Source organism: Rhodococcus sp. AC861, assembly GCF_979256035.1.
Genome location: NZ_CEEDMW010000007.1, coordinates 209,435 through 232,918, shown reverse-complemented (window position 1 = coordinate 232,918; position 23,484 = coordinate 209,435). Strand labels below are relative to the sequence as shown.

Below are 23,484 nucleotides of genomic sequence, written 5' to 3'. Positions count from 1 at the left end.
GCCGATTCGCCGGGTCATTCGGACGTGCCCTCCAGGCGCAGGACACTGGTCACGGACGTCACGATCTCGAGCTCGGTCAAGGCGGCGACCGTCGCGGCCAGCGCCGATTCCTTCGCGCGGTGTGTCACGACGACGAGACGTGCGTGCTCGCTCGCGCCCTCCTGACGCACCGTGGAGATACTGACGTCGTTCTTCGCGAACTCTGCTGCGACGGCGGAGAGAACGCCCGCCCGATCGGCTACCTGCATGTTCACGTGGTACCGAGTGGGCGTGTCCCCCATCGGTGCGACGGGCAGCTTCGCGTAGGTGGATTCTCCGGGTCCGCGGCCGCCGTAGAACTTGTTGCGCGCCGCCATCACCAGGTCGCCCATCACGGCCGACGCCGTCGGTGCTCCGCCTGCGCCCTGACCGTAGAACATCAGTCGCCCGGCAGCTTCGGCCTCGACCACCACGGCGTTGAACGCGCCGGACACCGAGGCGAGCGGATGCGACAGCGGCACCAGGGACGGGTAGACGCGGACGGAGATGCGGTCGTTGCCCTCGTCGTCGGTCACTCTCTCGCACAGGGCGAGCAGCTTCACGGTGCAGTCGAAGGCACGAGCCGTCGCGATGTCGGATGCGGTGATCGAGGAGATGCCCTCGCGGTACACGTCGGCCGACGTGACGCGGGTGTGGAACGCCAGCGAGGCCAGGATCGCTGCCTTGGCCGCGGCGTCGTAGCCCTCGACGTCGGCGGTGGGATCGGCCTCGGCGTAGCCCAGGCGGCCGGCTTCGGCGAGGGTGTCGGCGTAGTCCGCACCCGTCTCGTCCATCGCCGACAGGATGAAGTTCGTCGTGCCGTTGACGATGCCGACGACGCGGTTCACGCGGTCCCCCGCCAGCGACTGCATCAGCGGGCGCACCACCGGAATGGCCCCGGCCACAGCAGCTTCGAAGTACAGATCGGCGCGGTGCTTCTCCGCCGCATCGGCGAGCTCACCGGTGTACTCGGCGAGTAGCGCCTTGTTCGCCGTGACGACGGACTTCCCCGCGTTGAGCGCGGCGAGGATGAGTTCGCGTGCCGGTTCGATGCCGCCGAGCACCTCGACGACCAGGTCGACGTCGTCGCGGGCGACCAGTGCGTCGACGTCCGTCGTCAACAGCTCGGGATCGATGCCGCGATCCTTGTCGAGGTCACGGACCGCCACGCCGCGGAGAATCAGCGGGGCACCGACGCGGGCGGTGAGGTCGGTGGCGTGCTCGAGCAGAATCCGCACGACCTCGCTGCCGACGTTTCCCATGCCGAGTACGGCGACGCCGATGGGCTTGTCGACGGGGCTCACGAACGCCGCGGCCCCCGTGGCCTGTGTCGAATCCGTGGACTGTGTCGCTTCTGGTGCGGTCACCGGTCTACCTCCAAGCTGAGCAGGTCGTCGAACGTTTCGCGGCGGAGCACGAGGCGTGCTTCGCCATCCCGCACGGCGACGACGGCCGGACGAGGCAAGAGGTTGTACCGCGAGGACATCGAGTAGCAGTACGCGCCGGTGGCACCGACAGCGAACAGGTCGCCGGGACCGAGGTCCTCGGGCTGCCACGTGTCGCGGATGACGATATCGCCGCTCTCGCAGTGCTTTCCGACGATTCGAGCCAGAACTGGGGAGGCTTCGGACGTACGCGAGGCAAGCAGTCCGACGTACTCGGCCTGGTACAGCGAGGTACGGATGTTGTCGCTCATACCGCCGTCGACGCTGATGTAGCGACGGGTGCGGTTCGAGTCGACCGTGACGTCCTTGACGGTGCCGACCTCGTACAGCGTGACCGTTCCGGGGCCGGCGATGGCGCGGCCGGGCTCGACAGCCAGTGTCGGAGTGGCGATACCGGCAGCAGCGGATTCGGTCTCGACGATGTGGGTGAGCTTCGCGGCGAGCTGATCCACCGGCGGCGGATTGTCCCCCGGCACGTAGTGGATTCCCATGCCGCCACCGAGGTCGACCACCGTGATCTGCGACGTCTTCTCAGGTCCGAACTCCGCCTTGATGTCTCGGAGGAGACCGATCACGCGATGCGCCGCCAGCTCGAAACCGTCGACCTCGAAGATCTGGGAACCGATGTGCGAGTGCAGTCCGACCAGTCGCAGATTGTCCGTCTCGAACACCCGTGCCACGGCGCGCAGTGCACTGCCGTCGGAGAGCGAGAAGCCGAACTTCTGGTCCTCGTGAGCGGTGGCGATGAACTCGTGCGTGTGCGCCTCGACGCCGACGGTGATGCGGATCAACACGTCCTGCACGGTGCCTGCGGCGCCCGCGATCTCGTCGAGCCGGTCGATCTCGATCATGGAGTCGAGCACCACGTGCTCAACCCCGGCGCGAACTCCGGCGTCGAGCTCGGCACGGGACTTGTTGTTGCCGTGCATGGCAATTCGATCGGCCGGGAAACCTGCGTTCAGAGCGATCGCGAGCTCACCACCGGAACACACGTCGAGCGAGAGACCCTCGTCGGCGACCCACCGGGCGATCTCCCCGCACAGGAACGCTTTCGACGCGTAGTGCACGCGCTCGGGCGCACCGAAGGCCTCGGCCATCTCGCGGCACCGCGACCGGAAGTCGTCCTCGTCGATGACGAACAACGGGGTGCCGTACGTCTCGGCCAGCTCCGTCACCGACACTCCCGCGAGCGTCACCACACCGTCGTCACCACGAACAGCATTGCGAGGGAACACCTTCGGATGCAGGTCGGTCATACCGGCTGCGTTCGCGGGACGTTCGGGAGTTCCGGATCCGGTGGCCGGCTCCGCGTGACGCGGGCCGGCGGGATGCGCGCTCACATCTTCTCCGGTGCGCTGACGCCGAGCATCGCGAGGCCGTTGGCCAGGACCTGGCGGGTGGCGTCGCCGACGGCGAGGCGGGCGGTGTGGACGGGCATCGGTTCCTCGTCTCCTCGGGGCAGGACACGGCATGCGCCGTAGAAGCGGTGGTACGCGCCCGCCAGTTCCTCGGCGTACCGCGCGATGCGGTGCGGTTCCCGCAGAGCTGCGGCGCTGGCGACGACGCGGGGGAACTCGCCGATGGTGCGGATGAGATCACCTTCGGCGGCATGGGTCAGCAGCGAGAAGTCCGGGTTCTCGGCGGAGACACCGAGTTCCTCGGCGCCGCGTGCGAGAGAACACAACCGGGCGTGCGCGTACTGCACGTAGTAGACCGGGTTGTCGTTGCTCCTGCTCGCCCACAGGGCGAGGTCGATGTCGATGGACGAATCCACCGACGAGCGGACCATGACGTACCGCGCGGCGTCGATACCGATGGCGTCGATGAGATCGTCGAGCGTGATCACCGTGCCGGCGCGCTTGCTCATCTTGACGGCGACACCGTCGCGCACGAGGTTGACCATCTGACCGATGAGAACCTCGACCGTGGCCGGGTCGTCGCCGAAGGCGGCAGCGGCGGCCTTCAGTCGACCGATGTAGCCGTGGTGGTCGGCGCCGAGCATGTAGATGCAGAGGTCGAACCCGCGCGAACGCTTGTCCTGGAAGTACGCGATGTCACCGGCGATGTACGCCGCGTTCCCGTCGCTCTTGACGACGACGCGGTCCTTGTCGTCCCCGTACTCGGTACTGCGGAGCCACCAGGCTCCGTCCTTCTCGTACAGATTGCCGGAACTCTCGAGCGTCTCCACGGCGCGGTCGACGGCACCGGACTCGAAGAGCGAGTTCTCGTGGAAGTACACGTCGAAATCGGTACCGAAGTCGTGCAGATCCGACTTGATCTTGGTGAACATCGCGTCGACACCGATGGCGCGGAACGCTTCCTGCCGCTCGTCGTCGGGCAGATCCATGACGTCCGGACGCTGCGCGAGGACGGTTGCAGCGATCTCGGCGATGTACTCCCCCGCGTACCCGTCCTCCGGCGCGGGCTGTCCCGACGCGGAGGCGACGAGAGAGCGTGCGAACCGGTCGATCTGCGCGCCGTGATCGTTGAAGTAGTACTCCCGCGTGACGGCTGCGCCGCGCGAGGTGAGGATGCGGCCGAGCGCATCGCCGACGGCCGCCCACCGGGTACCGCCCAGGTGCACGGGACCGGTGGGGTTGGCCGAGACGAACTCGAGGTTGATCGAGGTGCCCGTGAGCTCGTCGGACCAGCCGTAGTGCACACCTTCGCGCTGGACGCGCTCGACGATGGCGCCCTGCGCGGACTTCGCGAGTCGGATGTTGAGGAAGCCGGGGCCCGCGACGTCGACCTCGTCGACCGCGTCGGCAGCAGCGAGGGCCTCGGCGAGCCAGCCGGCCAGATCGCGGGGGCTCACACCGGCTTTCTTGGCCACCTGCATCGCCACGTTGCTGGCGTAGTCACCGTGTTCCGGGTTGCGCGGACGGTCGAGCGTGACGGTCTCGGGCAGCACGGCAGGATCGAGTCCGTGCTCGGTGAGCACGGTCGCCGCGGTAGCACGCAGCAGTTCGGCGAGATCGGCGGGAGTCACGGGGCCTTATCCTATGGTCTCGCCACACCGCGGCCCGACCGCGGTCACCACTGGTCGTCCGCGGTGCGCATCAGCACACGCTCAGACTCGCTCCGTACAGTGGTGCTGCCTCGAGTACGTGGCCACTCATTCCTCGATCGAAAGAGCGCTCCGACCATGCCAAGCGGTTCCGACAAGAAATCTGGGAAGTCAGCCAAGGCCATCAAGGCTGCCAGCAAGACCGGCACCCGGAACAAGGGTGGCGTTCCCTCCAGTGTGGGGTCGGGCAAGCGTCGTCAGATTCCGTGGCTCACGATCGCGGCGACCGTCGTGGTCGTCGCGCTGATCGGCGCCCTGGCCTGGAACCTGGTGCCCAAGTACCAGGACCGCGCCGAGGCGCAGAAGTTCGCGCCGACGGAGCAGAACCAGGATCCCTCGACCGGCATCGACGGCGTCGTCAAGCAGGACTACCCCGCTGCTCTGCACGTCACGGGTGCGCAGCGCGTCGCGTACGACCAGTCACCGCCCTTCGGTGGACCGCACGACCAGGTCTGGGCCAATTGCATGGGCACCGTGTACCCGGACGGGCTGCGCACCGAGAACGCCGTGCACTCGCTCGAGCACGGCGCCGTGTGGATCGCCTACAACCCGGACGAGCTCAGCGAGGATCAGATCGCGACGCTGTCGGCGAAGGTCGAGAACCAGCAGTACATGCTGATGTCCGCGTACCCCGGCCTCGACTCCCCCATCTCCCTGCAGTCGTGGGGCCACCAGCTGAAGCTCGACAGTGTCGACGACCCGCGCATCGACCAGTTCATCGCAGCCCTGCGCCTGAACCGGTACGCGTACCCCGAGGTCGGCGCAAGCTGCTCGACGACGCCCGAGACGTTCGATCCCGACAACCCGCCGCCCTTCGACCCGTCGGCTCCCGGCGCGGACGCAGTCCCGATGAGCGGTGAGGGCATCGCGCCCGACACGTCCGAGATCACCGGCACGGATCAGCTGCCCAGCGGCCTGCAGCTGCCCAGTGACGTGCAGCTGCCCAGCGGGACGGTCCCCACACCGTGACCACGACGGCGACGCAGGACGCACCACCCGGGCAGCGGAGCCAGCGCTCCGCCCTCCTGGTACTCGGGGCGGTCGCGCTCCTGGTGGTGGGATTCGCCATCGGCTTCCTCGCGCAGACACCCCTTCGTGACGACGCCGCGCCGAACCCGGGTGCGGACTCCGTCGACGTCGGCTTCTCGCAGGACATGACCGTGCACCACAACCAGGCCATCGAGATGGCCACCCTCGCGCTCAGCGGGGCATCCGACCCCCTGGTGAAGAACCTGGCGTACGATATCCTGACCACGCAGCAGAACCAGGCCGGGCAGATGCAGGGATGGCTGGCGCTCTGGGACGCCGCTCCGCTTCCGACCGGTGGCTACATGGGCTGGATGACGGACGACGGCGGGCACTCGATGTCCGGCATGGGCGGATCGTCGATGACCGGGCCGGTGCAGACGATGCCGGGAATGGCCTCCACTCAGGACATGACGGACCTCCGCGCCGCGTCGGGACCTGCGCTCGACGTCCTGTTCCTGCAGTTGATGCTTCGTCATCACCAGGGCGGGCTGACGATGATGCAGTACGGCGAGGTCCATGCCGAGACACCCGCCGTGCGGAACCTGGCTCGGACGATGGTGAACACCCAGACGTCCGAGGCGCAGTTGATGACGCAGATGCTCACGGAGAAGGGCGCTGCGCCGCTCTGACTCGAGCATGCGCTACTCTTGGGTCCGCCCGAACGGCACGCCGGAATTCTTCCGGTGCGCCCCCGTAGCTCAGGGGATAGAGCGTCCGCCTCCGGAGCGGAAGGCCGCAGGTTCGAATCCTGCCGGGGGCACCATCACTCGCGATCCGCGAGCATCTGCATCACCGCATCCGCCGCACGGCGGGCCGTCGGCTTCCTGGTCGGAGCCAGATCGTGTCCGGCCTCCTCGATCGTCACGACGGTAACGGGTGCGCCGATGAGCGCAGTGTGCTCCGCCATTTCCTCGCCGGTCGCGAAGGTGTCCCGCGAGCCGTGCACCACGACCGTCGGCACCCGAATGTCCGGGAAGTGCTCCGTGCGCAGAGTCTCCGGCTTCTTCGGTGGATGCAGCGGATAGGACAGCGCCAGAAGCCCGTCGGCGATCCGAGGTTCCTCGGCGACGAGCATCGAGGCCTGCCGTCCCCCGTACGAGTGCCCTCCCACGATCATCGGGACATCGGATCGCATCGCGGTCACCGCGGCAGCGATTCCGGCGCGGTCGGCCGCCGCGCCCGCCCGGTTCGGAGGCCCCTTGGGCCGGGCCTGCCGGAACGGGAGATCGATGCGGGCGACTCGAATGCCCCGCTCGGCCAACTCGGTGGCCACGTGCACGAGAATCGCTGCGTGACAATTGCTTCCGGCCCCGTGCGCCAGCACTGCCGTCGCGACGACAGGCCCCACCGGATCGTGGATCACCCCGGAGATGCCGTCCGCCGTCCAGTCGCGAGTCATCCACGGGACGGTAATGCAGAACGGGCACCGACCGCAGTGGTCGATGCCCGTCCGCTCGCGCGTCGGATGTCAGGGAACCTGCGTCAGCCCCACGGTGGGGAAGAAGGCGCAGGTCTTGCCGTCGTGGGACACCTGCCCGAAGACCGCGGAGAGCACGGTGCCGGAACCCGTCGCGACGGGCGCGAGGCGCACGCCGGCGTTGGGGAACTTGGAGAGGTTGTTGTTCAGCAGGTCACGGCCGATGGTCTTGAACGGTTCGCCGAGCGGCTCGATGATCTCGGAGAGGATCACGTCGGTGAGCCCGCCCATGTCCGCGAAACCGCCCTTCAGGGAGTTCACGTTGAACCACGCCACCTGCATGCCGGACTTGTCGGCGCCGTCGTTGACGATGCCGCCCGGTGCGGGGACGAAGGCGTACAGCGTCTCGCCGGGATCGGCGATCGTGGTGTCGATGCCGGGAAGGGACGGGATGCTGACACCCGGAACCTTCGGGGTGTACGGCCCGGGAGCCGCGCCGGCCACAGCGGGAACGATGCCCAGCGGTGCGCCCGGCAGCGCCGAGCAGTTGATGGCCGCCGTCGGGTAGAAGAACGGGGTCAGGCCGAATCCGCTGAGAAGACCGTTCGCGGCGTTCAGCAGGGCCAGGGGGTCGGTACCGGCCGGTTCGGCGACATCGACGCTGTGCGCAGCTCCGGCGACGGCCCTGGCGGCAGCGAGCGCGGCATCACCCGGAGCGGCGGAGCCTTCGAGCGTGGACAGGGCCTGCTGCAGCGGATCCGCTGCCGGGACGACAGGTTCAGCGGATGCAACGGCCGGGAACACGAGGGCTCCGGCACAGGCGATGGCCATGACGGCGATCGACCGACGTGATGAACGCATGGGGTACTCCTCGAACTGGGGGGCAGATGCGGGGTTGGGGGAACCGCCTGGTCCGATTCGACCACGAGAATCGTCAGGTCACGGTCGTCGAGACTGCATTGATACCAAAGTGTCGCATGATGCTGATGTGACGGACGTGGTTCGACGGCACCCGCACGCTGTCGGCGCTCGAGGCCCCCGACGTGGGAAGATCACGTCATGTCGTCAGCACCCAAGCTCCCGCTGGACCCGATCGCGGAGGCTCACCGTCAGTGGCTCCGACACGGATGGGCGGACGCAGCGGACGGGATGGCTGCGGTCACCTCGATCATGCGGGTGCAGCAGATCATGATGGCGCGCGTCGAGGAAGTGCTCAAGCCCACCGGTCTCACCTTCGCGCGCTACGAACTGCTGACGCTCCTCACGTTCACCAAGACGGGCGCGTTGCCGATGGCGAAAGCCAGTGCCCGCCTGCAGGTTCACCCCACCTCGGTGACCAATGCCGTGGACCGACTCGAAAAGGCAGGCTTGGTCCGGCGCGTGCCTCACCCCACCGACCGTCGCACCACGCTGGTCGAGATCACCGACACCGGAAGAACTCTCGCGGTGGCCGCCACCGAGGACCTCAACGACCGTGTGTTCGGACTGCCCGGTGCGGACGGCGCGGACCTGGACAAGCTCGTCTCCATCCTCGCCGGGATCCGGCGGCGGGCAGGCGACTTCGACGACGAGGGCGCATCCGGCTGGTGACGCACAACGATCCGGTGCGGAAACCGTCGCTGAGCGAGGGATTCTGCACCGGATCGTCGGCTGATGACACTCAGCGGTGCCGGAACTCCGGTTGACGCTTCTCGGTGAACGCGGTCATGCCTTCGGTCTGATCCTCCGTGGCGAACGTGGAGTGGAACAGGCGGCGCTCGAACCGCACTCCCTCCGCCAGGGTCGATTCGAAGGCACGGTTCACCGCTTCCTTCGCCATCATCGCGATGGGAAGCGACTTCGCCGCGATGGTCTCGGCCGTGGCCAGAGCATCGTCGAGCAGGTCGGCGGCCGGCACGATGCGCGACACCAGCCCGGCACGTTCGGCTTCCTCGGCTCCCATCTTGCGACCGGTCAGGCACATCTCCATGGCCTTCGCCTTGCCCACGGCCCGCGTCAGGCGTTGCGATCCACCGATTCCCGGGATGACACCGAGCGCGATCTCCGGCTGACCGAACTGCGCAGTGTCGGCGGCGATCAGGATGTCGCACATCATGGCCAGTTCACATCCACCGCCCAGGGCGTACCCGGCGACGGCCGCGATGGTGGGTGTGCGGACCGCTGCGAAGTCGTCCCACTGCGCGAAGAAGTCCGTCGTGTACACCTCCATGTACGTCTTGGACTGCATCTCCTTGATGTCGGCTCCGGCCGCGAAGGCCTTCTCCGATCCCGTCAGCACGATGGCCCCGATACCGGTGTCGTGATCGAATGCCGTCGCGGCAGCCACCACCTCGGTCATCAGCCGAGAGTTCAACGCGTTCAGCGCTTTCGGGCGGTTCAGCGTGATGATGCCGACGCGCCCCTGCGTGCGGACCTCGATGGTCTCGTAGCCGGGTGTCCCGCTCATGCCGTGCCTCCGGACCGCTCGCGGATCTCCTGCACGATGCCCGAGAAGTCCTTGTCACCGTGCTCGGCGGCATAGTCGTCGTACATCTTCGCCGCAAGCATCCCCAACTCCGCCTCGACACCGTTCGCGCGCACGGCATCCGAGACCAGCCCGAGATCCTTGCGCATGAGAGCGGCGGCGAACCCCGGCGTGTAGTCGTTGTTCGCGGGACTCGTGGGGACGGGTCCCGGTACCGGGCAGTTGGTGGTCAGCGCCCAGCACTGCCCGGACGCGGTGGAGGCGACATCGAAGAGCGCCTGATTGGTCAGGCCCAACTTCTCGCCGAGGACGAACGCCTCGCTCACCGCGATCATCGACACACCGAGGATCATGTTGTTGCACAACTTGGCGGCTTGGCCGTTACCGCTCTGTCCACAGTGCACGATCTTGCGACCCATGATCTCGAGCAGGGCGTTCGCGTCGGCGACGTCGGTGTCCTCGCCCCCGACCATGAAGGTCAGGGTTCCGGCCGTGGCGCCGCCGACACCGCCGGAGACCGGAGCGTCCACGGCCCGGTGTCCGCCCGCACGGGCAGCGTCCGCCGCCGACCGGGCGTCCGCGACGTCGATGGTCGAGGAGTCGATGAACAACGTGCCGACCTGCGCGGCCGGAACGACCTCCGCGTAGCAGTCGAGCACATGCTTGCCGCTGGGAAGCATCGTGACGACCACCGCGGCGCCTTGGACGGCGTCCACAGCAGACGACGCGACGGTGATGCCGTTGGCGCGAGCCTGCTCCAACGACGCCGGGACGAGGTCGAACCCGCGGACGTCGTGCCCGGCGGCCGCGAGATTGGCGGCCATGGGCCCGCCCATGTGACCGAGTCCGAGGAATGCGATGACCGAGCTCACGATGATGGTCCTTTCGATGCGAGACCCAACTCGGTGTCACCGAGGGGTGCGAAGAAGCGGTCGACGTCAGCCGGGGACACGTCCTGCAGGCGGGTCGGTGACCACGTCGGCTGCCGGTCCTTGTCCACCACCTGCGCCCTGATGCCCTCGACGAGGTCCGGGCTGTCGAGGCACGCGATGGACACGCGGTACTCGTCGTCGAGAACCTCGTCGAGCGACGACGCGGCAGCAGCCCGGCGCAGCGAGCGCAGGGTGACGGCGACGGAGGTGGGCGACTTCGACTCGATCGCGTCGGCCGCCGCCACCGCGTCGTCGTGACCCAGCGCGCGAAGACGCTCCACGATCGCCGACGCGTCCTCCCCCGAGTAGGCCTCGTCGATCCAGGAGCGTTGCCCGATCAGCGCGGACTCCGGGGCCGGAGAGGCGAGTGAGAGAGCCGTGTCGACGGTGCCCGTGTGGAGCGCCTCGATGAAATCGGCGAGAGACTCCGTCGGGATGTACGTGTCGGCGAAACCGGCGGCGATGGCGTCACCGGCCGTCATGCGCGCCGTGGTCAGAGCCAGGTGTGTGCCGATCTCTCCCGGAGTACGGGCGAGCAGATACGTCCCACCGACGTCGGGCACGAAGCCGATGCCGACTTCGGGCATCGCGATCTTCGACTTCTCGGTGACGATGCGCTCGGATGCGTGTGCCGAGATCCCGACACCGCCTCCCATGACGGCACCGTCCATGATGGCCACGATCGGCTTGGTGTACCGGCTGATGCGGGAGTTCATGATGTATTCGTCCCGCCAGAACCGTGCGGTGGCGGAGCCCGTCGGCCAGTTCTCCCCCGCCTTCGCCTTCGCGTCGTCGTGGATGGCGACGATGTCGCCGCCGGCGCACAGACCGCGCTCACCGTTTCCCGTGATGAGAACGGCGCGGACCTTCGCGTCCTTCTCCCACTCGACGAGTGCCGCATCGATACTGCGCACCATCTCGTGAGTGAGAGCGTTGATGGCGCGGGGACGGTTCAGCGTGACCGTGGCGATACCTCGGTCGACGGTGAGGAGAACGTCGGACTCGGATGCGGTGTCGCTCACGCGGCACCCACCACCGATCGAGCGATGACGATACGCATGACCTCGTTGGTTCCTTCCAGGATCTGATGAACTCGGAGATCGCGGACGATCTTCTCCAGACCGTACTCACTGAGATAGCCGTATCCACCGAGCAATTGGAGCGCGTCGTTGGCGACGGTGAACCCGACGTCGGTGGTGAACTTCTTCGCCATGGCGCACAGCTGCACCTTGTCGGGAGCATCGGCGTCGAGCGCACTGGCCGCACGCAGCAGGAGAACACGTGCGGCTTCGAGGTCCGTGCGCATGTCGGCGAGCCTGAACTGCAACGCCTGTGCGTCGAGAAGCCTCGATCCGAATGCTCGCCGATCGGCGAGGTAGCGGACCGCGATGTCGAACGCGGCCGTCGCGCCGCCCAGCGAGCAGGCCGCGATGTTGATGCGGCCGCCGTTGAGCCCGTTCATCGCGATGCGGAACCCGTTGCCCTCGCCGCCGAGCAGATTCTCGGCCGGCACCGTGACGTCCTCCAGGATCACCTGGCGGGTGGGCTGCGCGTTCCAGCCCATCTTGGCCTCGTTGGCGCCGAACGACAGTCCCGGCGTGTCCTTCTCGACGACGAACGCCGAGATCCCGGAGGGGCCCGCGCCACCGGTTCGCGCCATGACGACGTAGACGCCGGACTCGCCGGCACCGGAGATGAACTGCTTGACGCCGTTCAGGACATAGGTGTCGCCGTCGCGCACCGCCTTGGTGGACAGGGCGGCGGCATCCGACCCGGCACCGGGCTCGGTCAGGCAGTAACTGCCCAGCGTGTCCATCGTGCACAGGGCCGGAAGCCACTGTCGCCGTTGATCGTCGGAGCCGTACGTGTCGATCATCCAGGCGACCATGTTGTGGATCGACAGGTACGCGGCGATCGACGGATCACCGGCGGCGAGTTTCTCGAAGATCCGCACGGCGTCGACCCGGCGCAGACCGGAGCCGCCGACGTCCTCGGCGATGTAGATCCCGCCCATGCCCAGTGCCGCCGCCTTGCGCAGGACGTCCACCGGGAAGTGCTTGGTCCGGTCCCACTCGACAGCGTTCGGAGCGAGGAACTCCGCGGCGAAATCGGCTGCCGTCTCGCTGATCGCGCGCTCGTCCTCGTCGAGCGCGAAGATGTCCGCCACCGTCAGTCCATCGTCGGGATGACGAAGTGGTTCTGCGCCACAGCTTCCTTGCGGCCGCTGGGCCACCGCTGGGTGACCGTCTTGGTCTTGGTGTAGAACCGCACCGAATCCGGACCGTGCTGGTTGAGGTCGCCGAATCCGGACCGCTTCCAGCCGCCGAAGGTGTGGTACGCGATCGGCACCGGGATGGGAACGTTGACGCCGACCATGCCGACGTTGACCCGCGCGGTGAAGTCGCGCGCCGTGTCACCGTCACGGGTGAAGATCGCCACGCCGTTGCCGTACTCGTGAGCCGACGGCAGGCGCAGAGCCTCCTCGTAGTCGTCGGCACGCACGATCTGCAGCACCGGCCCGAAGATCTCCTCCTTGTAGATGCGCATGTCCGTCGTCACCTTGTCGAACAGCGTTGCGCCGGTGAAGAACCCGTTCTCGTGCCCCGCGAGAGAGAAGCCGCGGCCGTCGACCACCAGGTCCGCACCCTCGTCGACACCGATCTGCACGTAGTCCGTGACGCGCTGGACGGCCTCGGCCGTGATGAGCGGTCCGAAGTCGCTGCCCGCGTCGTCGCTGCGTCCGACGCTGAGCTTCTCGACGCGCTCGACCAGCTTGGCGCGCAGGGCTTCGGCTGTCTCCTCGCCGACGGGTACGGCGACGGAGATGGCCATGCAGCGCTCTCCGGCGCTGCCGTAGCCGGCACCGATCAGCGCGTCGGCGACCTCGTCGAGATCGGCGTCGGGCATGACGATCGCGTGGTTCTTGGCGCCACCGAAGCACTGTGCCCGCTTGCCGTGCGCGGCGGCGGTCTCGTAGATGTACTGCGCGATCGGGGTGGAGCCGACGAAGCCCACGGCGCTGATGCGGGGGTCGGTCAGGATCGCGTCGACTGCTTCCTTGTCGCCGTTGACGACGTTGAAGATGCCGGGAGGGCCACCTGCCTCGAGGAACAGCTCGGCCAGGCGCAGCGGCACGGAGGGGTCCCGCTCGGACGGCTTGAGGATGAACGCGTTGCCGCAGGCGATGGCGGGCGCGGCCTTCCACAGCGGGATCATCGCGGGGAAGTTGAACGGGGTGATGCCGGAGACGACGCCGAGAGGTTGGCGCATCGAGTACACGTCGATACCCGTTCCGGCACTGGCCGTGAACTCACCCTTGAGCAGGTGCGGGATGCCGGTGGCGAACTCGACGACTTCGAGTCCGCGCTGAATGTCGCCCTTGGCGTCGGCGACGGTCTTGCCGTGCTCGGAGGAGAGCAGCTGGGCGAGCGGCTCCATGTTCTCGTTGATGAGCGCGAGGAAACGCATCAGGACGCGAGCGCGCTTCTGCGGGTTCTGCAGCGCCCACTCGACCTGCGCCTCTTCGGCATTCGCCACGGCTGCCTGGACCTCCGCCGTACTGGCGAGGGGGACGCGGGCCTGCACGTCGCCGGTGTTGGGGTCGAACACGTCGGAGAATCGGCCGGACTCCCCCGACACGTGCTTGCCACCGATGTAATGAGTGAGTTCTCGGGTCACGGATCCACCTTCGTCGTTGAGTCAGGTAATCCTATAGTCGGACGTCCATGTATGTCCAGAGTCGATGCGCTACGTTCCGCCCATCCGTCGGTAGAGAGCATCCAACTCGTTCATGCCCGAGCGGACAGCCCTCTCCTCCACATCGGCCGTGCGGAGCGCAATGCGTAGCAATGACGCCTCGAGGTCGTCCGAGGCAGGGACGAACGCCGGCTCGGGCAGCGCCGGGAGCACCGTGCGATCACCGAAGTGGTCGTCCGGGTCGACCGTCTGCTCGGCCTCCTCGACCACACCGATCAGCGCGTCGAGGTCGATACCGCGCAGCGTCAACAGCCTCGTCGGGTCCTCGTCGATCTTCTCCGCGGCGAGATAGGTCAGCGCAGCAGCGTGTTTGCACGGCCACCCGCTGTCGGGGCACGAACAGTCGAAATCCAGCTGGGACGCACTCGACAACAGAAGTCGCGGGCCCAGCGCGCGCGGAACGGACCCCGACGCCAACTCCGTCAGCATCCCCGGCGACTCCTGCACCGCCGACACCAGCTCGTCCAGATCGAACGGGTCGAGAACGGCGATCGTGACCGACGCCGAGAACGGCTCGACCTGGCTGCCCTGCACGTCGCCGTCGATACGACCTGCACGCATCTGCATCGAGATGACCTGCCCGCCGCGGGCATACGTCCGTCCACGAGCGAGGCGTCCGGCGTCGGCGATGGACTCGATGGTGTCGACGAACTGCTTGCCCCACCACGTCCGACCGAAGGCACCGCGCGTGGTCTTCGCCGAGATGCCGTCGCTGATGCGCCGACGGGGACCGAACTGATCGAACTGCGCCATCTAGTCGCCCACCGCATCCTCGGACAGTGTCAGCAGGTCCCTCAGCTCACCCGTCGACAATTCCGTGATCCAACTCTCGCCGGAGCCGACAGCGAGATCGGCCAAGTCCTTCTTCGTGGTCAGCATCGCGTCGATCCGTTCCTCGACCGTGCCGACGCACAACAACTTCCGCACCTGGACGTCCTTGCGCTGACCGATACGGAACGCGCGATCCGTCGCCTGGTTCTCCACGGCGGGATTCCACCACCGATCCAGGTGCACGACGTGGTTGGCCGCGGTCAGGTTCAGTCCCGTCCCGCCCGCCTTGAGGGAGAGCAGCATGATCGGCGGGCCGTCGGCAGTCTGGAATTGCTCGACCATCGCGTCGCGACGTCCCTTGCTCACCCCGCCGTGCAGGAACGGCACCGGGACACCGAACCGTCGCTCGAGGTAGGGGGCGACCATCGACCCGAACGCCGTGAACTGGGTGAAGAGCAAAGCCTTCTCGCCGTCGCCCAGCACCGAGTCGAGGATGTCGTCGACCAACGCGAGCTTGCCCGACCGGTGCTTGCCTCGACGCAGGATCGTCGACCCGTCGTCCAGGAAGTGCGCCGGGTGGTTGCACACCTGCTTGAGCCGCGTCAGCGCACCCAGCACCGCACCCTTGCGCGCCATGCCCTCGGTCTCGGAGATCTGACGCATCATCTCGTCGACCACCGCCTGGTACAGACCGGCCTGCTCGGAGGTCAGATTCGATCGCACCGTCATCTCGAACTTGTCGGGAAGATCGGCTATCACGGTCTTGTCGGTCTTGACGCGGCGCAGCACGAACGGTGATGTGAGCGAACGCAATCGAGCGACCGCGCCCTCGTCCTTCTCGCGCTCGATCGGAACGGCGAACCGCGCGCGGAAGGTCGAGACGCTACCGAGGATGCCGGGATTGCAGAAGTCGAAGATCGAGCGGAGTTCGTCCAGCCGGTTCTCCACCGGCGTGCCGGTCAGGGCGATGCGGTGCGCTGCGGGAACGGCCCGTGCAGCGCGCGCCTGGGCCGTGTTGCTGTTCTTGATGTGCTGCGCTTCGTCGAGCACCATCCTGCGCCAGGTCTGGGCGGACAGTTCCGCGACGTCCCGCGCCAGCAACGCATACGTCGTCACCACCAGATCGTGACGGCGCACGGCGGCGGCGAACTCCTCGCCCGACGCGCGGTCGGGCCCGTGATGGACGTACACCCGCAGGCCGGGAACGAACTTCGCCGCCTCCCGTTGCCAGTTGCCGACCACCGACATCGGAGCGACGAGAAGCGTGGGGCTCCCGTCTGCGTCCGTACGCCCGACGCGTTCGTGCGCGAGCAGGACGAGCAGCTGCAACGTCTTGCCCAGTCCCATGTCGTCGGCCAACACGGCGCCCAGTCCGGCGGAGCTCATGAAAGCCAGCCATTCGACCCCACGCTGCTGATAGGGCCGCAACGTGGCGTCGACGGACGCGGGCACCTCCACCGGCTCCGGCCGCCTGTCCGGGTCGAGGAGCTTCTCGGCCCAGCCGGTGGCGACGATCTCCTCGACGGGCAGGGGCGGTGGCACCTCGGCCGAGAGCTGACCGAGAACTGCTGCCAGCGGTAACGACCGATCCCGGTTCTGCTTCTTCACGTACTCGATGGCACGACCGAGTACGGCACCGTCGGCCTGGACCCACTTGCCGCGCAACCGGACCAGATCACCCTTGGAGGACGACAGGCGTGCCATCTCCTCCGGGGTCAGCACCATGTCCCCGATCGCGAGTTGCCAGTCGTACGCGACGATCTCGTCGAGGCCGACGGCCCGATTCTCCGCCGTGGGAGACGGCGGTGTGTCGACCTTCAGACGCAACGACGCGTCGAGGGCGCTCCACGCCCGCGGCAACAGCACCCCCACCGAGGCCGCGCGCAGCTTCTCGACGCCGTGCAGGACGAAGTCGGTGACAGCCTCGGTCGGGAGCAGCATGTCGAGCGAGCCGGGATCGGTGTCCATTCCGCGGAGCGGCTCGTAGGCTGCCATCGCCTCGCCGAGCTTGGCCACCGCGACCCGGAACGACTCCGCGTCGCGGATCCCGCCCTCCACCGCACCCGAACCGCGGTGCAGCACCACGTGTCTCGGAGCTTCACCCTCCGCGCGGAGGAGGACCTCGAGGGGCCACAGCGGGTTCTCCTCCCCGTCGTCCTCCGGCTCCGTCAGGCGGAGGAGGAGATCGGGTTCGTCGCTGCGGAGACTGGCACGCCATTGTTCCAGTGCTGCCTCGGATCTGGCCGATCCGTCCTCGTACGGCTCCTCCTCCACCAGTGACACCAACAGGGGGTGCTCGACGTCGGGGCGTCCGATGACCCGCCGCACGACAGGGTCGGTGATCTCGGTGAGGATGTCGTCGAGGACCGCGCGCGCCCCGCCCTCCGCCGACTGCACCGGGGGCATCGCGGCCGCCAGTTCGGCGCGCCACGCACGTTGCGGCTCACCGCCGACGAGCGTCCACCGCGTCCACCACTGCGAGTCCTCACGCGTCTGCCTCGGCACGACGCGCCCGGCCCGGACCCACCGCTCCACTCCCGCCGCGAGTACTGCGAGATAGCGGAGATCACCGGAGATGCCGCGGTGGTCGGTGGGCACCCTCAACAACGCCTCCGCGGCGTCGACCGGGGCCAGCGCCACGGCCGGCATCGACACGACGGTGTGACCGCCGGGCGAGGGCAGCGTGACGTTCGCCCGGTGCCGCATCCGCCGGGAGACGATCTTCGCGAGGTACGGGGGAAGCTCGCCCGCCTCGTCCGACCCGCCGGCAGCCACGTCGTCTTCCCACAGCATGAGACCCGAACCGGGTGTCCAGAGGCCGTGCAGCATGGCCCCATCCAATCATCGAGCGGCCTGTGCACGGAGGTGCCGTTCGTGTCGGACCCACCCGGCATACTCGGTTCCCGTGACCACTTCCACGACCGGGCCGATCCGTCGCTACGGATTCGCTCTCGCCGCCGTGGTCGTTCTGGTTCTGACCGCCGGATGCTCGACACTGCTGGGCGCACCGATCCCCGCGCCGGGGAGTCCGCCGACATCGCAGATCGAGTCGCTCCTCGCGCAGACGGCGGTGGTCGATTCCCGGCCGGACGTCCCCGGCTACGAACGCAGCTGCAAGCAGGGCGACGGCTGCGTCTTCGGCCCGGCGTGGACGGACGACTACGACGGCCCCGGTGGTCACGACGGGTGCGGAACCCGCGACAACGTGCTGCAGATCGCCCTCACCGATATCCAGTTCCGTCCTGGCACGAACGACTGCGTCGTGGTCGCAGGGTCGTTGAACGACCCGTTCACCGGCTCGGTGCTCCCTTTCACCAAGCAGGACGCCGGCGCGGTGCAGATCGACCACACCTACCCGTTGGCCGCCGCCTGGGACATGGGCGCGTGGCAGTGGCCGATCGAGCAGCGCATCCGCTTCGCCAACGACATCACCTACAACCTCATGGCGGTGTCGGGGCCGGAGAACCAGTCCAAGAGCGACAAGACTCCGTCGGAGTGGATGCCGCCCAACGGCGCCTACCACTGCTTCTACGCGGGCCGCTTCCTCACCGTCGCGGTGCGATACGGCCTGCCGATCACCACGGCGGACAGGGACGTGTTGGCGACGGTCTCGGAATCCTGTTCCTAGATCCGTAAGCTTCCGTTCATGTCGCGCGTGTTCACCAAAGACACCCAACTCTGCATGTCGTTGTCCGGGCGGCCCAGCAACATCGGGACCCGTTTCCACAACTACCTGTACGACGAGCTCGACCTGAACTTCGTCTACAAGGCCTTCACCACCACCGACCTCCCGGCGGCCGTCGCGGGCATCCGCGCGCTCGGCATCCGCGGGTGCGGTGTGTCCATGCCGTTCAAGGAAGCCTGCATCGAGCACATCGACGTGATGCACGATTCCGCGTCCGCCATCGACTCGGTCAACACCATCGTCAACGAGGACGGTGTCCTGCACGCGTACAACACCGACTACCAGGCCGTCGTCGACCTCGTGGCCCGCTCGACGTTCGACACGTCCTGGTCGGTGGCCGTCACCGGCAGCGGCGGCATGGCCAAGGCCGTCGTCGCGGCACTGCGCGACTCGGGATACACCGACGGCACCGTCGTCGCCCGCAACGAGACGACGGGTCCGGCGCTCGCGGACAGCTATGGCTATCGATGGGCCAGGTCAGCCGACGAGGTCGAGGCCGACCTGCTGGTGAACGTCACTCCCGTCGGAATGTCCGGCGGACCCGACGCGGACTCCCTCCCGTTCTCGACGGAGCAGATCGCGTCGGCACGCGGGGTGATGGACGTCGTCGCGGTGCCGAGCGAGACTCCGTTGATCGTCGCGGCGCGAGCAGCAGGAAAACCCGTCGTCACCGGGGCGGAAGTGGTTGCCCTCCAGGCTGCCGCTCAGTTCACGCTCTACACGGGCGTGACACTGCGCAGCGAGCAGATCCAGCGCGCGTCCGAATTCTCCCGCCGCTGACCCTCACTTCGAGAACATGCGGGCGGTCACTTCCAGCGCTGCCCAGCGAGGAAGCAACCGCACGCCGGCGGACTGCAATTTGTTGCTCACACCCGACACCACGGACGCCGGAGGACGCTTCGATTCGAGAGCCGCGAACGTGGTGTCGATGACCTGGGTCGCCGTCTGCATGGCACCGAAGGCCGCGTCGTCCCCGCCGACAACCTCGAAGAACTCCGTCTCCGTCGGACCGGGCGAGACGGCCATGACCGTGACGCCGGTACCACGCGTCTCCACGGCCAGCGCTTCGGTGAAGCTCAGGACGAACGCCTTGGTCGCGGCGTAGACCGCCATCCCGGGGAGCGGCTGGTACGCGGCGGTGCTCGCCAGAGTCAGCAGCACACCGGACCCGTGCTGGAGCATCTCGGGCAGGAACGCCCGCGAGAGATCGACGACTGCACCGACATTGACCGCGATCTCGTTGCTCAGCGTCACCGGATCCTCGTCGACGAACGGCTGGTGTGTGCCGAAGCCCGCGTTGTTGATCAACGAGTGCACCGTGATGCCCTGATGGCTGAGCGACGCCTTCAGGGCAGACCCTGCACCGGGAACCGCCAGATCGGCAGCTACCGGCGTCGCGGTGATCGCATGCCGTGTCGACAGTTCCGACGCCAGCTTCTCCAGTCGGTCCAACCGCCGGGCGACGAGAACCAGATCGCACCCGTAGGTGGCGAAGCGGCGAGCGAACTCGACACCCAGCCCCGAGCTGGCGCCGGTGATCAGAACTGTGCTTCCGCGGAGACGTTCACGCAGGGTATCGACGGTCATGCGCTCACTCTAGGAGGCGGCGCCCACTCCGATCAGAAGTGCTGCCATGTGGGCTTCTCCGACAATGCGTACCGGTAGTAGTCACCGAGCCTGAGCTCGGACGCCGCGCCCTCGTCCACGACGACCGTGACGTGGGCGTGCATCTGTACCACCGAAGCCGGACAGAACGCGGCCAGCGGACCTTCCACCGCATCGGCGAGCGCGGACGCCTTACCCTCGCCCAACGCGATCAGTACCAGGTGGCGGGCCTGGAGGATCGTGCCCAGACCCTGCGTCATCACGTGATGCGGTACCTCGGCCGGCGACGAGAAGAACCGTGCGTTGTCCTGTCGGGTCTGCTCGGTGAGCGTCTTGACGCGCGTGCGCGAGACCAGGGACGAGCCCGGCTCGTTGAATCCGATGTGCCCGTCGGTCCCGATGCCCAACAGCTGGACATCGACACCCCCCGCCGCTGCGATGGCGGCGTCGTACCGTGCGGCCTCGGCGGCGATGTCCGACGCTTCGCCGTCCGGACCGTCGATCGACTCCGGGTCGATGTCGACCTCGGCGACGAACTCGTCCCGGATCACCGACCGGTAGGACTGCGGATGCTCCGCCGGCAGACCGACGTACTCGTCGAGGAGGAACGCGCGGCACTGCGCGAACGACAACCCCTCCTCGCGGCATCGCCGTCCCAGTTCGCGATAGGTGCCCAACGGCGTGGACCCCGTGGCGAGACCCAGAACCGCGGGACCGCCGCGTACCCGTCGGTCGAGAATGTCCGCCACGGTCCGGTGCACCGCATCCGCGTCGTCACGGATGACGATCTCCATTCGGCTCGCCTCCTTCGAGATGACCTGCTCGGTAGATATCGGTGGGGATCAGGTGACCGTCGGTGACCACCACGTCGGCACGCCACCCGGCGGCGAGCCGTCCGACGCTGTCTCCGAGCCCCAGGAACGCTGCGGGTGTCGTCGATCCCATTCTCACCGCGGACACCAGGTCGACACCCGACTCCGCCACGGCGCGGCGAACGATGTCCAGCACGGTCGACGTCCCGCCGGCGATCGCGCCGCCCTCGGACAACCTCGCGACCCCGCCGACCACCGTCACGTCCAGTGCCCCCAAGCGATACGCACCGTCGTCCATGCCCGCGGCCGCCATCGCGTCGGACACGAAGACGACGGCGTCCGGACCGACGAGGTCGACCACCATCGACACGGTGTCCGCGTCGAGATGCACTCCGTCACCGATCAACTCGACGACCATCTCCCCGCGCGCCGCCGCGGCCAGGCACGCGGCGACCGGGCCGGGCGCACGATGGTGAAGGGGCGGCATGCCGTTGAACAAGTGCGTCGCGCTGACCGGTGCGCCGAACGACGAGATCGTCGACCGCACGGTGGCCGCATCCGCCTCGGTGTGACCGACGCCGAGGCGCACGTCCGCCCGCTCCATCGCTCGGGCGAGAGCCGACATGTTCGGTGTCTCCGGCGCCACGGTCATCGACCGCACCGCTCCCCCGCCCGCGTCCACCACCGCGTCGAACAGATCGGGGTCGCCGGGAACGATCGACGCGGGATCCTGTGCACCACAGCGGCTCACAGCAAGGAACGGTCCCTCGAGGTGGATTCCCGCGATCTCGCCCCGGCGCCACACCTGCGCCAGCATCGAGGCTTGGCGCACCAACACCTCGGCGGGCGCGGACACCAGGGACGCGAGCATCGTCGTGGTTCCGCTGCGACGATGGTGCGCAACCGCCGCGCCGACGGTAGCGCCGGTCGCGTCGGGAAAGCTCGCTCCGCCGCCGCCGTGGCAGTGGAGGTCGACCATGCCCGGCAGGATCGTCGACTCCGACCGCGGCACGGACAGATCGGGCCGCGCCGCGGCGTCGCCCACCCAGGAGATGCGCTCGCCGTCCAGTTCCACGATGCCGTCGTCGAGGACGGCATCGACCGTCACGACCCGGCCGCGCAGATGCCGGATCACGCGGTGTCGGTACCGGTCGGCGCGTCGGGGGTGCCGTCGGCGACGGGCTTGGCGGTGCCGGTGGTGGCCGTGGCGGTGTCGTCCAGGGTGACGTCGTCCTCCCGGCCGGGTGTGCGCAGGTTCCACTTCTTGATGACGAAGCTGAAGAGGACGTAGTAGATGACCGCGTAGACGAGGCCGATCGGGATCAGAAGCCATGCCTTGGTGGCGATTCCGTAGTTGAGCAGGTAGTCGATACCGCCGGCGGAGAAGAAGAAGCCGTCATGGATACCGAGGGCGTTGGTCAGCGCCATCGACGTTCCCGTGAGCACCGCGTGCACGATGTACAGCGGCCAGGCGACGAACATGAACGAGTACTCGAGCGGCTCGGTGATGCCGGTGACGAACGCGGTGAGACCGGTGGAGAGCATGATGCCGCCGACGAGCTTCTTCTGCGACGGCTTGGCGTTGCGGTAGATCGCGAACGCCGCGGCAGGGAGCGCGAACATCATGATGGGGAAGAAGCCGGTCATGAAGACTCCGGCGCTGGGATCCCCGGCGAAGAAGCGGTTCAGGTCGCCTCGGACGATCTGGCCGCTCGCGTCGGTGTAGTCGCCCACCAGGAACCAGACGACCGAGTTCAGGATGTGGTGCAGACCGGTGGGGATGAGCATCCGGTTGGCGAATCCGTAGATACCGCTGCCGACCACCGAATGGTCGGCGACTGTGTTGCCCACCCAGTTCAGCGCGCTGTAGAACAGCGGGTAGATGAACGACATGATTACGGCGACAACGAGACCCGTGACGGCGGTGAGAATGGGAACGAGGCGCCGACCGCTGAAGAATCCGAGGTAGTCGGGCAGCTTCTGACGGTAGAAGCGTTGCCACAACATGGCGGACAGCAGACCGATGACGATGCCGGCGAGCACGCCGTAGTCGATGACGGCGGGGTCGCCGTTCGCGTCCACCTCACCGTCGAGCACGACCGGGGACATGGCCGTGAACACGCCGTCCACCACCATGTATCCGACGACTGCGGCCAGGGCCGTGGAGCCGTCCGCCTTCTTCGCCCAGCCGATCGCGATGCCGACTGCGAAGATGAGGGGCAACCAGGTGAAGACCGCCTGGCCGGCCGCCGAGATCACGGAGGCCGTGGTCTCGAGTGGTGCGAAGCGACCGAGGAGGTCGGGCTGACCGATTCGGAGCAGGATGCCGGCTGCGGGAAGCACTGCGATGGGCAGCATGAGGCTGCGACCGAAGCGCTGCAGCCCTGCGAGGGCGCGGGAATCCTTCTGCGGGGGAGTTGCTGTCGGTGATTCGGAGGCAGTCTTGCCGGCCATGGCAACCTTCTTCTCGTCGAATGTTGTGG

General features: G+C 67.7%; 21 protein-coding genes and 1 tRNA gene. 6 read left to right on the top strand and 16 right to left on the bottom strand.

Annotation, left to right across the window (positions count from 1 at the left end):
- Positions 1-14: 14 nt before the first annotated feature.
- From AC0IX4_RS21360 to argS, 3 genes are read right to left on the bottom strand one after another with little or no spacing between them, the layout of a single operon-like run.
- Positions 15-1,322, bottom strand: coding sequence for a homoserine dehydrogenase (locus tag AC0IX4_RS21360; RefSeq protein WP_082043178.1), 1,308 nt, complete (start codon positions 1,320-1,322; stop codon positions 15-17).
- Positions 1,323-1,381: 59 nt separating this feature from the next.
- The gene (gene lysA, locus AC0IX4_RS21355) at positions 1,382-2,803 is read right to left on the bottom strand and encodes a diaminopimelate decarboxylase (RefSeq protein ID WP_471830977.1); all 1,422 of its coding nucleotides are present in this window, start codon (positions 2,801-2,803) and stop codon (positions 1,382-1,384) included.
- The gene (gene argS, locus AC0IX4_RS21350) at positions 2,800-4,452 is read right to left on the bottom strand and encodes an arginine--tRNA ligase (protein ID WP_471830975.1); all 1,653 of its coding nucleotides are present in this window, start codon (positions 4,450-4,452) and stop codon (positions 2,800-2,802) included. Before argS ends, lysA begins: the two co-directional genes overlap by 4 nt.
- Positions 4,453-4,608: 156 nt before the next feature.
- On the opposite strand from argS, the gene AC0IX4_RS21345 reads away from it, so the two are divergent.
- From AC0IX4_RS21345 to AC0IX4_RS21335, 3 genes are all read left to right on the top strand, one after another.
- On the top strand, positions 4,609-5,499 hold the full coding sequence (locus AC0IX4_RS21345; protein WP_471830973.1) for a DUF3105 domain-containing protein: 891 nt from the start codon (positions 4,609-4,611) through the stop codon (positions 5,497-5,499).
- A complete protein-coding gene (locus AC0IX4_RS21340) occupies positions 5,496-6,188 on the top strand; it encodes a DUF305 domain-containing protein (protein WP_056073078.1) in 693 nt (230 codons plus the stop codon). Before AC0IX4_RS21345 ends, AC0IX4_RS21340 begins: the two co-directional genes overlap by 4 nt.
- 58 nt (positions 6,189-6,246) lie before the next feature.
- Positions 6,247-6,322: transfer RNA gene (locus AC0IX4_RS21335), tRNA-Arg, on the top strand.
- Here the strand turns inward: AC0IX4_RS21335 and AC0IX4_RS21330 are convergent.
- Both AC0IX4_RS21330 and AC0IX4_RS21325 read right to left on the bottom strand, forming a co-directional pair.
- Positions 6,323-6,958, bottom strand: coding sequence for an alpha/beta hydrolase family protein (locus AC0IX4_RS21330; protein ID WP_471830971.1), 636 nt, complete (start codon positions 6,956-6,958; stop codon positions 6,323-6,325).
- Between the two features lie 69 nt (positions 6,959-7,027).
- Positions 7,028-7,837: a hypothetical protein gene (locus tag AC0IX4_RS21325; RefSeq protein WP_471830969.1), complete on the bottom strand. Its 810-nt coding sequence runs from the start codon at positions 7,835-7,837 to the stop codon at positions 7,028-7,030.
- 198 nt (positions 7,838-8,035) lie between these two features.
- On the opposite strand from AC0IX4_RS21325, the gene AC0IX4_RS21320 reads away from it, so the two are divergent.
- Positions 8,036-8,566, top strand: coding sequence for a MarR family winged helix-turn-helix transcriptional regulator (locus AC0IX4_RS21320; RefSeq protein ID WP_042575519.1), 531 nt, complete (start codon positions 8,036-8,038; stop codon positions 8,564-8,566).
- Between the two features lie 70 nt (positions 8,567-8,636).
- On the opposite strand, the gene AC0IX4_RS21315 is transcribed toward AC0IX4_RS21320, so the two are convergent.
- The 7 genes from AC0IX4_RS21315 to AC0IX4_RS21285 form a co-directional block, all read right to left on the bottom strand.
- A complete protein-coding gene (locus tag AC0IX4_RS21315) occupies positions 8,637-9,422 on the bottom strand; it encodes an enoyl-CoA hydratase (protein WP_056073086.1) in 786 nt (261 codons plus the stop codon).
- The gene (mmsB, locus tag AC0IX4_RS21310) at positions 9,419-10,315 is read right to left on the bottom strand and encodes a 3-hydroxyisobutyrate dehydrogenase (protein WP_471830995.1); all 897 of its coding nucleotides are present in this window, start codon (positions 10,313-10,315) and stop codon (positions 9,419-9,421) included. The genes AC0IX4_RS21315 and mmsB overlap by 4 nt, the downstream gene beginning before the upstream one ends.
- Positions 10,309-11,394 (bottom strand): enoyl-CoA hydratase/isomerase family protein, encoded by a 1,086-nt coding sequence (locus AC0IX4_RS21305; RefSeq protein WP_471830967.1) that lies wholly within the window; start codon positions 11,392-11,394, stop codon positions 10,309-10,311. Before AC0IX4_RS21305 ends, mmsB begins: the two co-directional genes overlap by 7 nt.
- Positions 11,391-12,530, bottom strand: coding sequence for an acyl-CoA dehydrogenase family protein (locus AC0IX4_RS21300; RefSeq protein ID WP_042575625.1), 1,140 nt, complete (start codon positions 12,528-12,530; stop codon positions 11,391-11,393). Before AC0IX4_RS21300 ends, AC0IX4_RS21305 begins: the two co-directional genes overlap by 4 nt.
- 11 nt (positions 12,531-12,541) lie before the next feature.
- Positions 12,542-14,050: a CoA-acylating methylmalonate-semialdehyde dehydrogenase gene (locus AC0IX4_RS21295; RefSeq protein WP_471830966.1), complete on the bottom strand. Its 1,509-nt coding sequence runs from the start codon at positions 14,048-14,050 to the stop codon at positions 12,542-12,544.
- A gap of 69 nt (positions 14,051-14,119) precedes the next feature.
- Positions 14,120-14,881: an SWIM zinc finger family protein gene (locus AC0IX4_RS21290; protein ID WP_042575523.1), complete on the bottom strand. Its 762-nt coding sequence runs from the start codon at positions 14,879-14,881 to the stop codon at positions 14,120-14,122.
- Positions 14,882-17,728: a DEAD/DEAH box helicase gene (locus AC0IX4_RS21285; RefSeq protein WP_042575524.1), complete on the bottom strand. Its 2,847-nt coding sequence runs from the start codon at positions 17,726-17,728 to the stop codon at positions 14,882-14,884.
- Between the two features lie 76 nt (positions 17,729-17,804).
- On the opposite strand from AC0IX4_RS21285, the gene AC0IX4_RS21280 reads away from it, so the two are divergent.
- Both AC0IX4_RS21280 and AC0IX4_RS21275 read left to right on the top strand, forming a co-directional pair.
- Positions 17,805-18,527 (top strand): HNH endonuclease family protein, encoded by a 723-nt coding sequence (locus AC0IX4_RS21280; protein ID WP_442970539.1) that lies wholly within the window; start codon positions 17,805-17,807, stop codon positions 18,525-18,527.
- Positions 18,528-18,545: 18 nt separating this feature from the next.
- Positions 18,546-19,364 (top strand): shikimate 5-dehydrogenase, encoded by an 819-nt coding sequence (locus AC0IX4_RS21275; protein ID WP_042575525.1) that lies wholly within the window; start codon positions 18,546-18,548, stop codon positions 19,362-19,364.
- A 3-nt stretch (positions 19,365-19,367) separates the two neighbouring features.
- Here AC0IX4_RS21275 and AC0IX4_RS21270 read toward each other — a convergent pair whose 3' ends face one another.
- Genes AC0IX4_RS21270 through AC0IX4_RS21255 form a run of 4 tightly spaced genes read right to left on the bottom strand, consistent with a single transcriptional unit; the run spans position 19,368 to position 23,359 of the window.
- Complete coding sequence (locus tag AC0IX4_RS21270) at positions 19,368-20,171, bottom strand: SDR family NAD(P)-dependent oxidoreductase (protein WP_042575526.1); 804 nt, start codon at positions 20,169-20,171, stop codon at positions 19,368-19,370.
- A gap of 32 nt (positions 20,172-20,203) precedes the next feature.
- On the bottom strand, positions 20,204-20,983 hold the full coding sequence (gene nagB, locus AC0IX4_RS21265; RefSeq protein ID WP_471830964.1) for a glucosamine-6-phosphate deaminase: 780 nt from the start codon (positions 20,981-20,983) through the stop codon (positions 20,204-20,206).
- Entirely contained in the window at positions 20,964-22,136 is a 1,173-nt protein-coding gene (locus AC0IX4_RS21260) for an N-acetylglucosamine-6-phosphate deacetylase (RefSeq protein ID WP_471830963.1), read from the bottom strand. Before AC0IX4_RS21260 ends, nagB begins: the two co-directional genes overlap by 20 nt.
- Complete coding sequence (locus AC0IX4_RS21255; RefSeq protein WP_471830993.1) at positions 22,133-23,359, bottom strand: PTS transporter subunit EIIC; 1,227 nt, start codon at positions 23,357-23,359, stop codon at positions 22,133-22,135. Before AC0IX4_RS21255 ends, AC0IX4_RS21260 begins: the two co-directional genes overlap by 4 nt.
- Positions 23,360-23,484 lie beyond the last annotated feature (125 nt).

What these genes read in the sequence shown, in the direction of transcription:
- AC0IX4_RS21320 (WP_042575519.1), top strand. Translation starts at nt 8,036, where the DNA reads ATGTCGTCAGCACCCAAGCTCCCGCTGGACCCGATCGCGGAGGCTCAC.
- AC0IX4_RS21270 (WP_042575526.1), bottom strand. Translation starts at nt 20,171, where the DNA reads ATGACCGTCGATACCCTGCGTGAACGTCTCCGCGGAAGCACAGTTCTG.
- AC0IX4_RS21285 (WP_042575524.1), bottom strand. Translation starts at nt 17,728, where the DNA reads ATGCTGCACGGCCTCTGGACACCCGGTTCGGGTCTCATGCTGTGGGAA.
- AC0IX4_RS21325 (WP_471830969.1), bottom strand. Translation starts at nt 7,837, where the DNA reads ATGCGTTCATCACGTCGGTCGATCGCCGTCATGGCCATCGCCTGTGCC.
- AC0IX4_RS21290 (WP_042575523.1), bottom strand. Translation starts at nt 14,881, where the DNA reads ATGGCGCAGTTCGATCAGTTCGGTCCCCGTCGGCGCATCAGCGACGGC.
- AC0IX4_RS21330 (WP_471830971.1), bottom strand. Translation starts at nt 6,958, where the DNA reads ATGACTCGCGACTGGACGGCGGACGGCATCTCCGGGGTGATCCACGAT.
- AC0IX4_RS21315 (WP_056073086.1), bottom strand. Translation starts at nt 9,422, where the DNA reads ATGAGCGGGACACCCGGCTACGAGACCATCGAGGTCCGCACGCAGGGG.
- nagB (WP_471830964.1), bottom strand. Translation starts at nt 20,983, where the DNA reads ATGGAGATCGTCATCCGTGACGACGCGGATGCGGTGCACCGGACCGTG.
- AC0IX4_RS21345 (WP_471830973.1), top strand. Translation starts at nt 4,609, where the DNA reads ATGCCAAGCGGTTCCGACAAGAAATCTGGGAAGTCAGCCAAGGCCATC.
- AC0IX4_RS21275 (WP_042575525.1), top strand. Translation starts at nt 18,546, where the DNA reads ATGTCGCGCGTGTTCACCAAAGACACCCAACTCTGCATGTCGTTGTCC.
- AC0IX4_RS21255 (WP_471830993.1), bottom strand. Translation starts at nt 23,359, where the DNA reads ATGCTGCCCATCGCAGTGCTTCCCGCAGCCGGCATCCTGCTCCGAATC.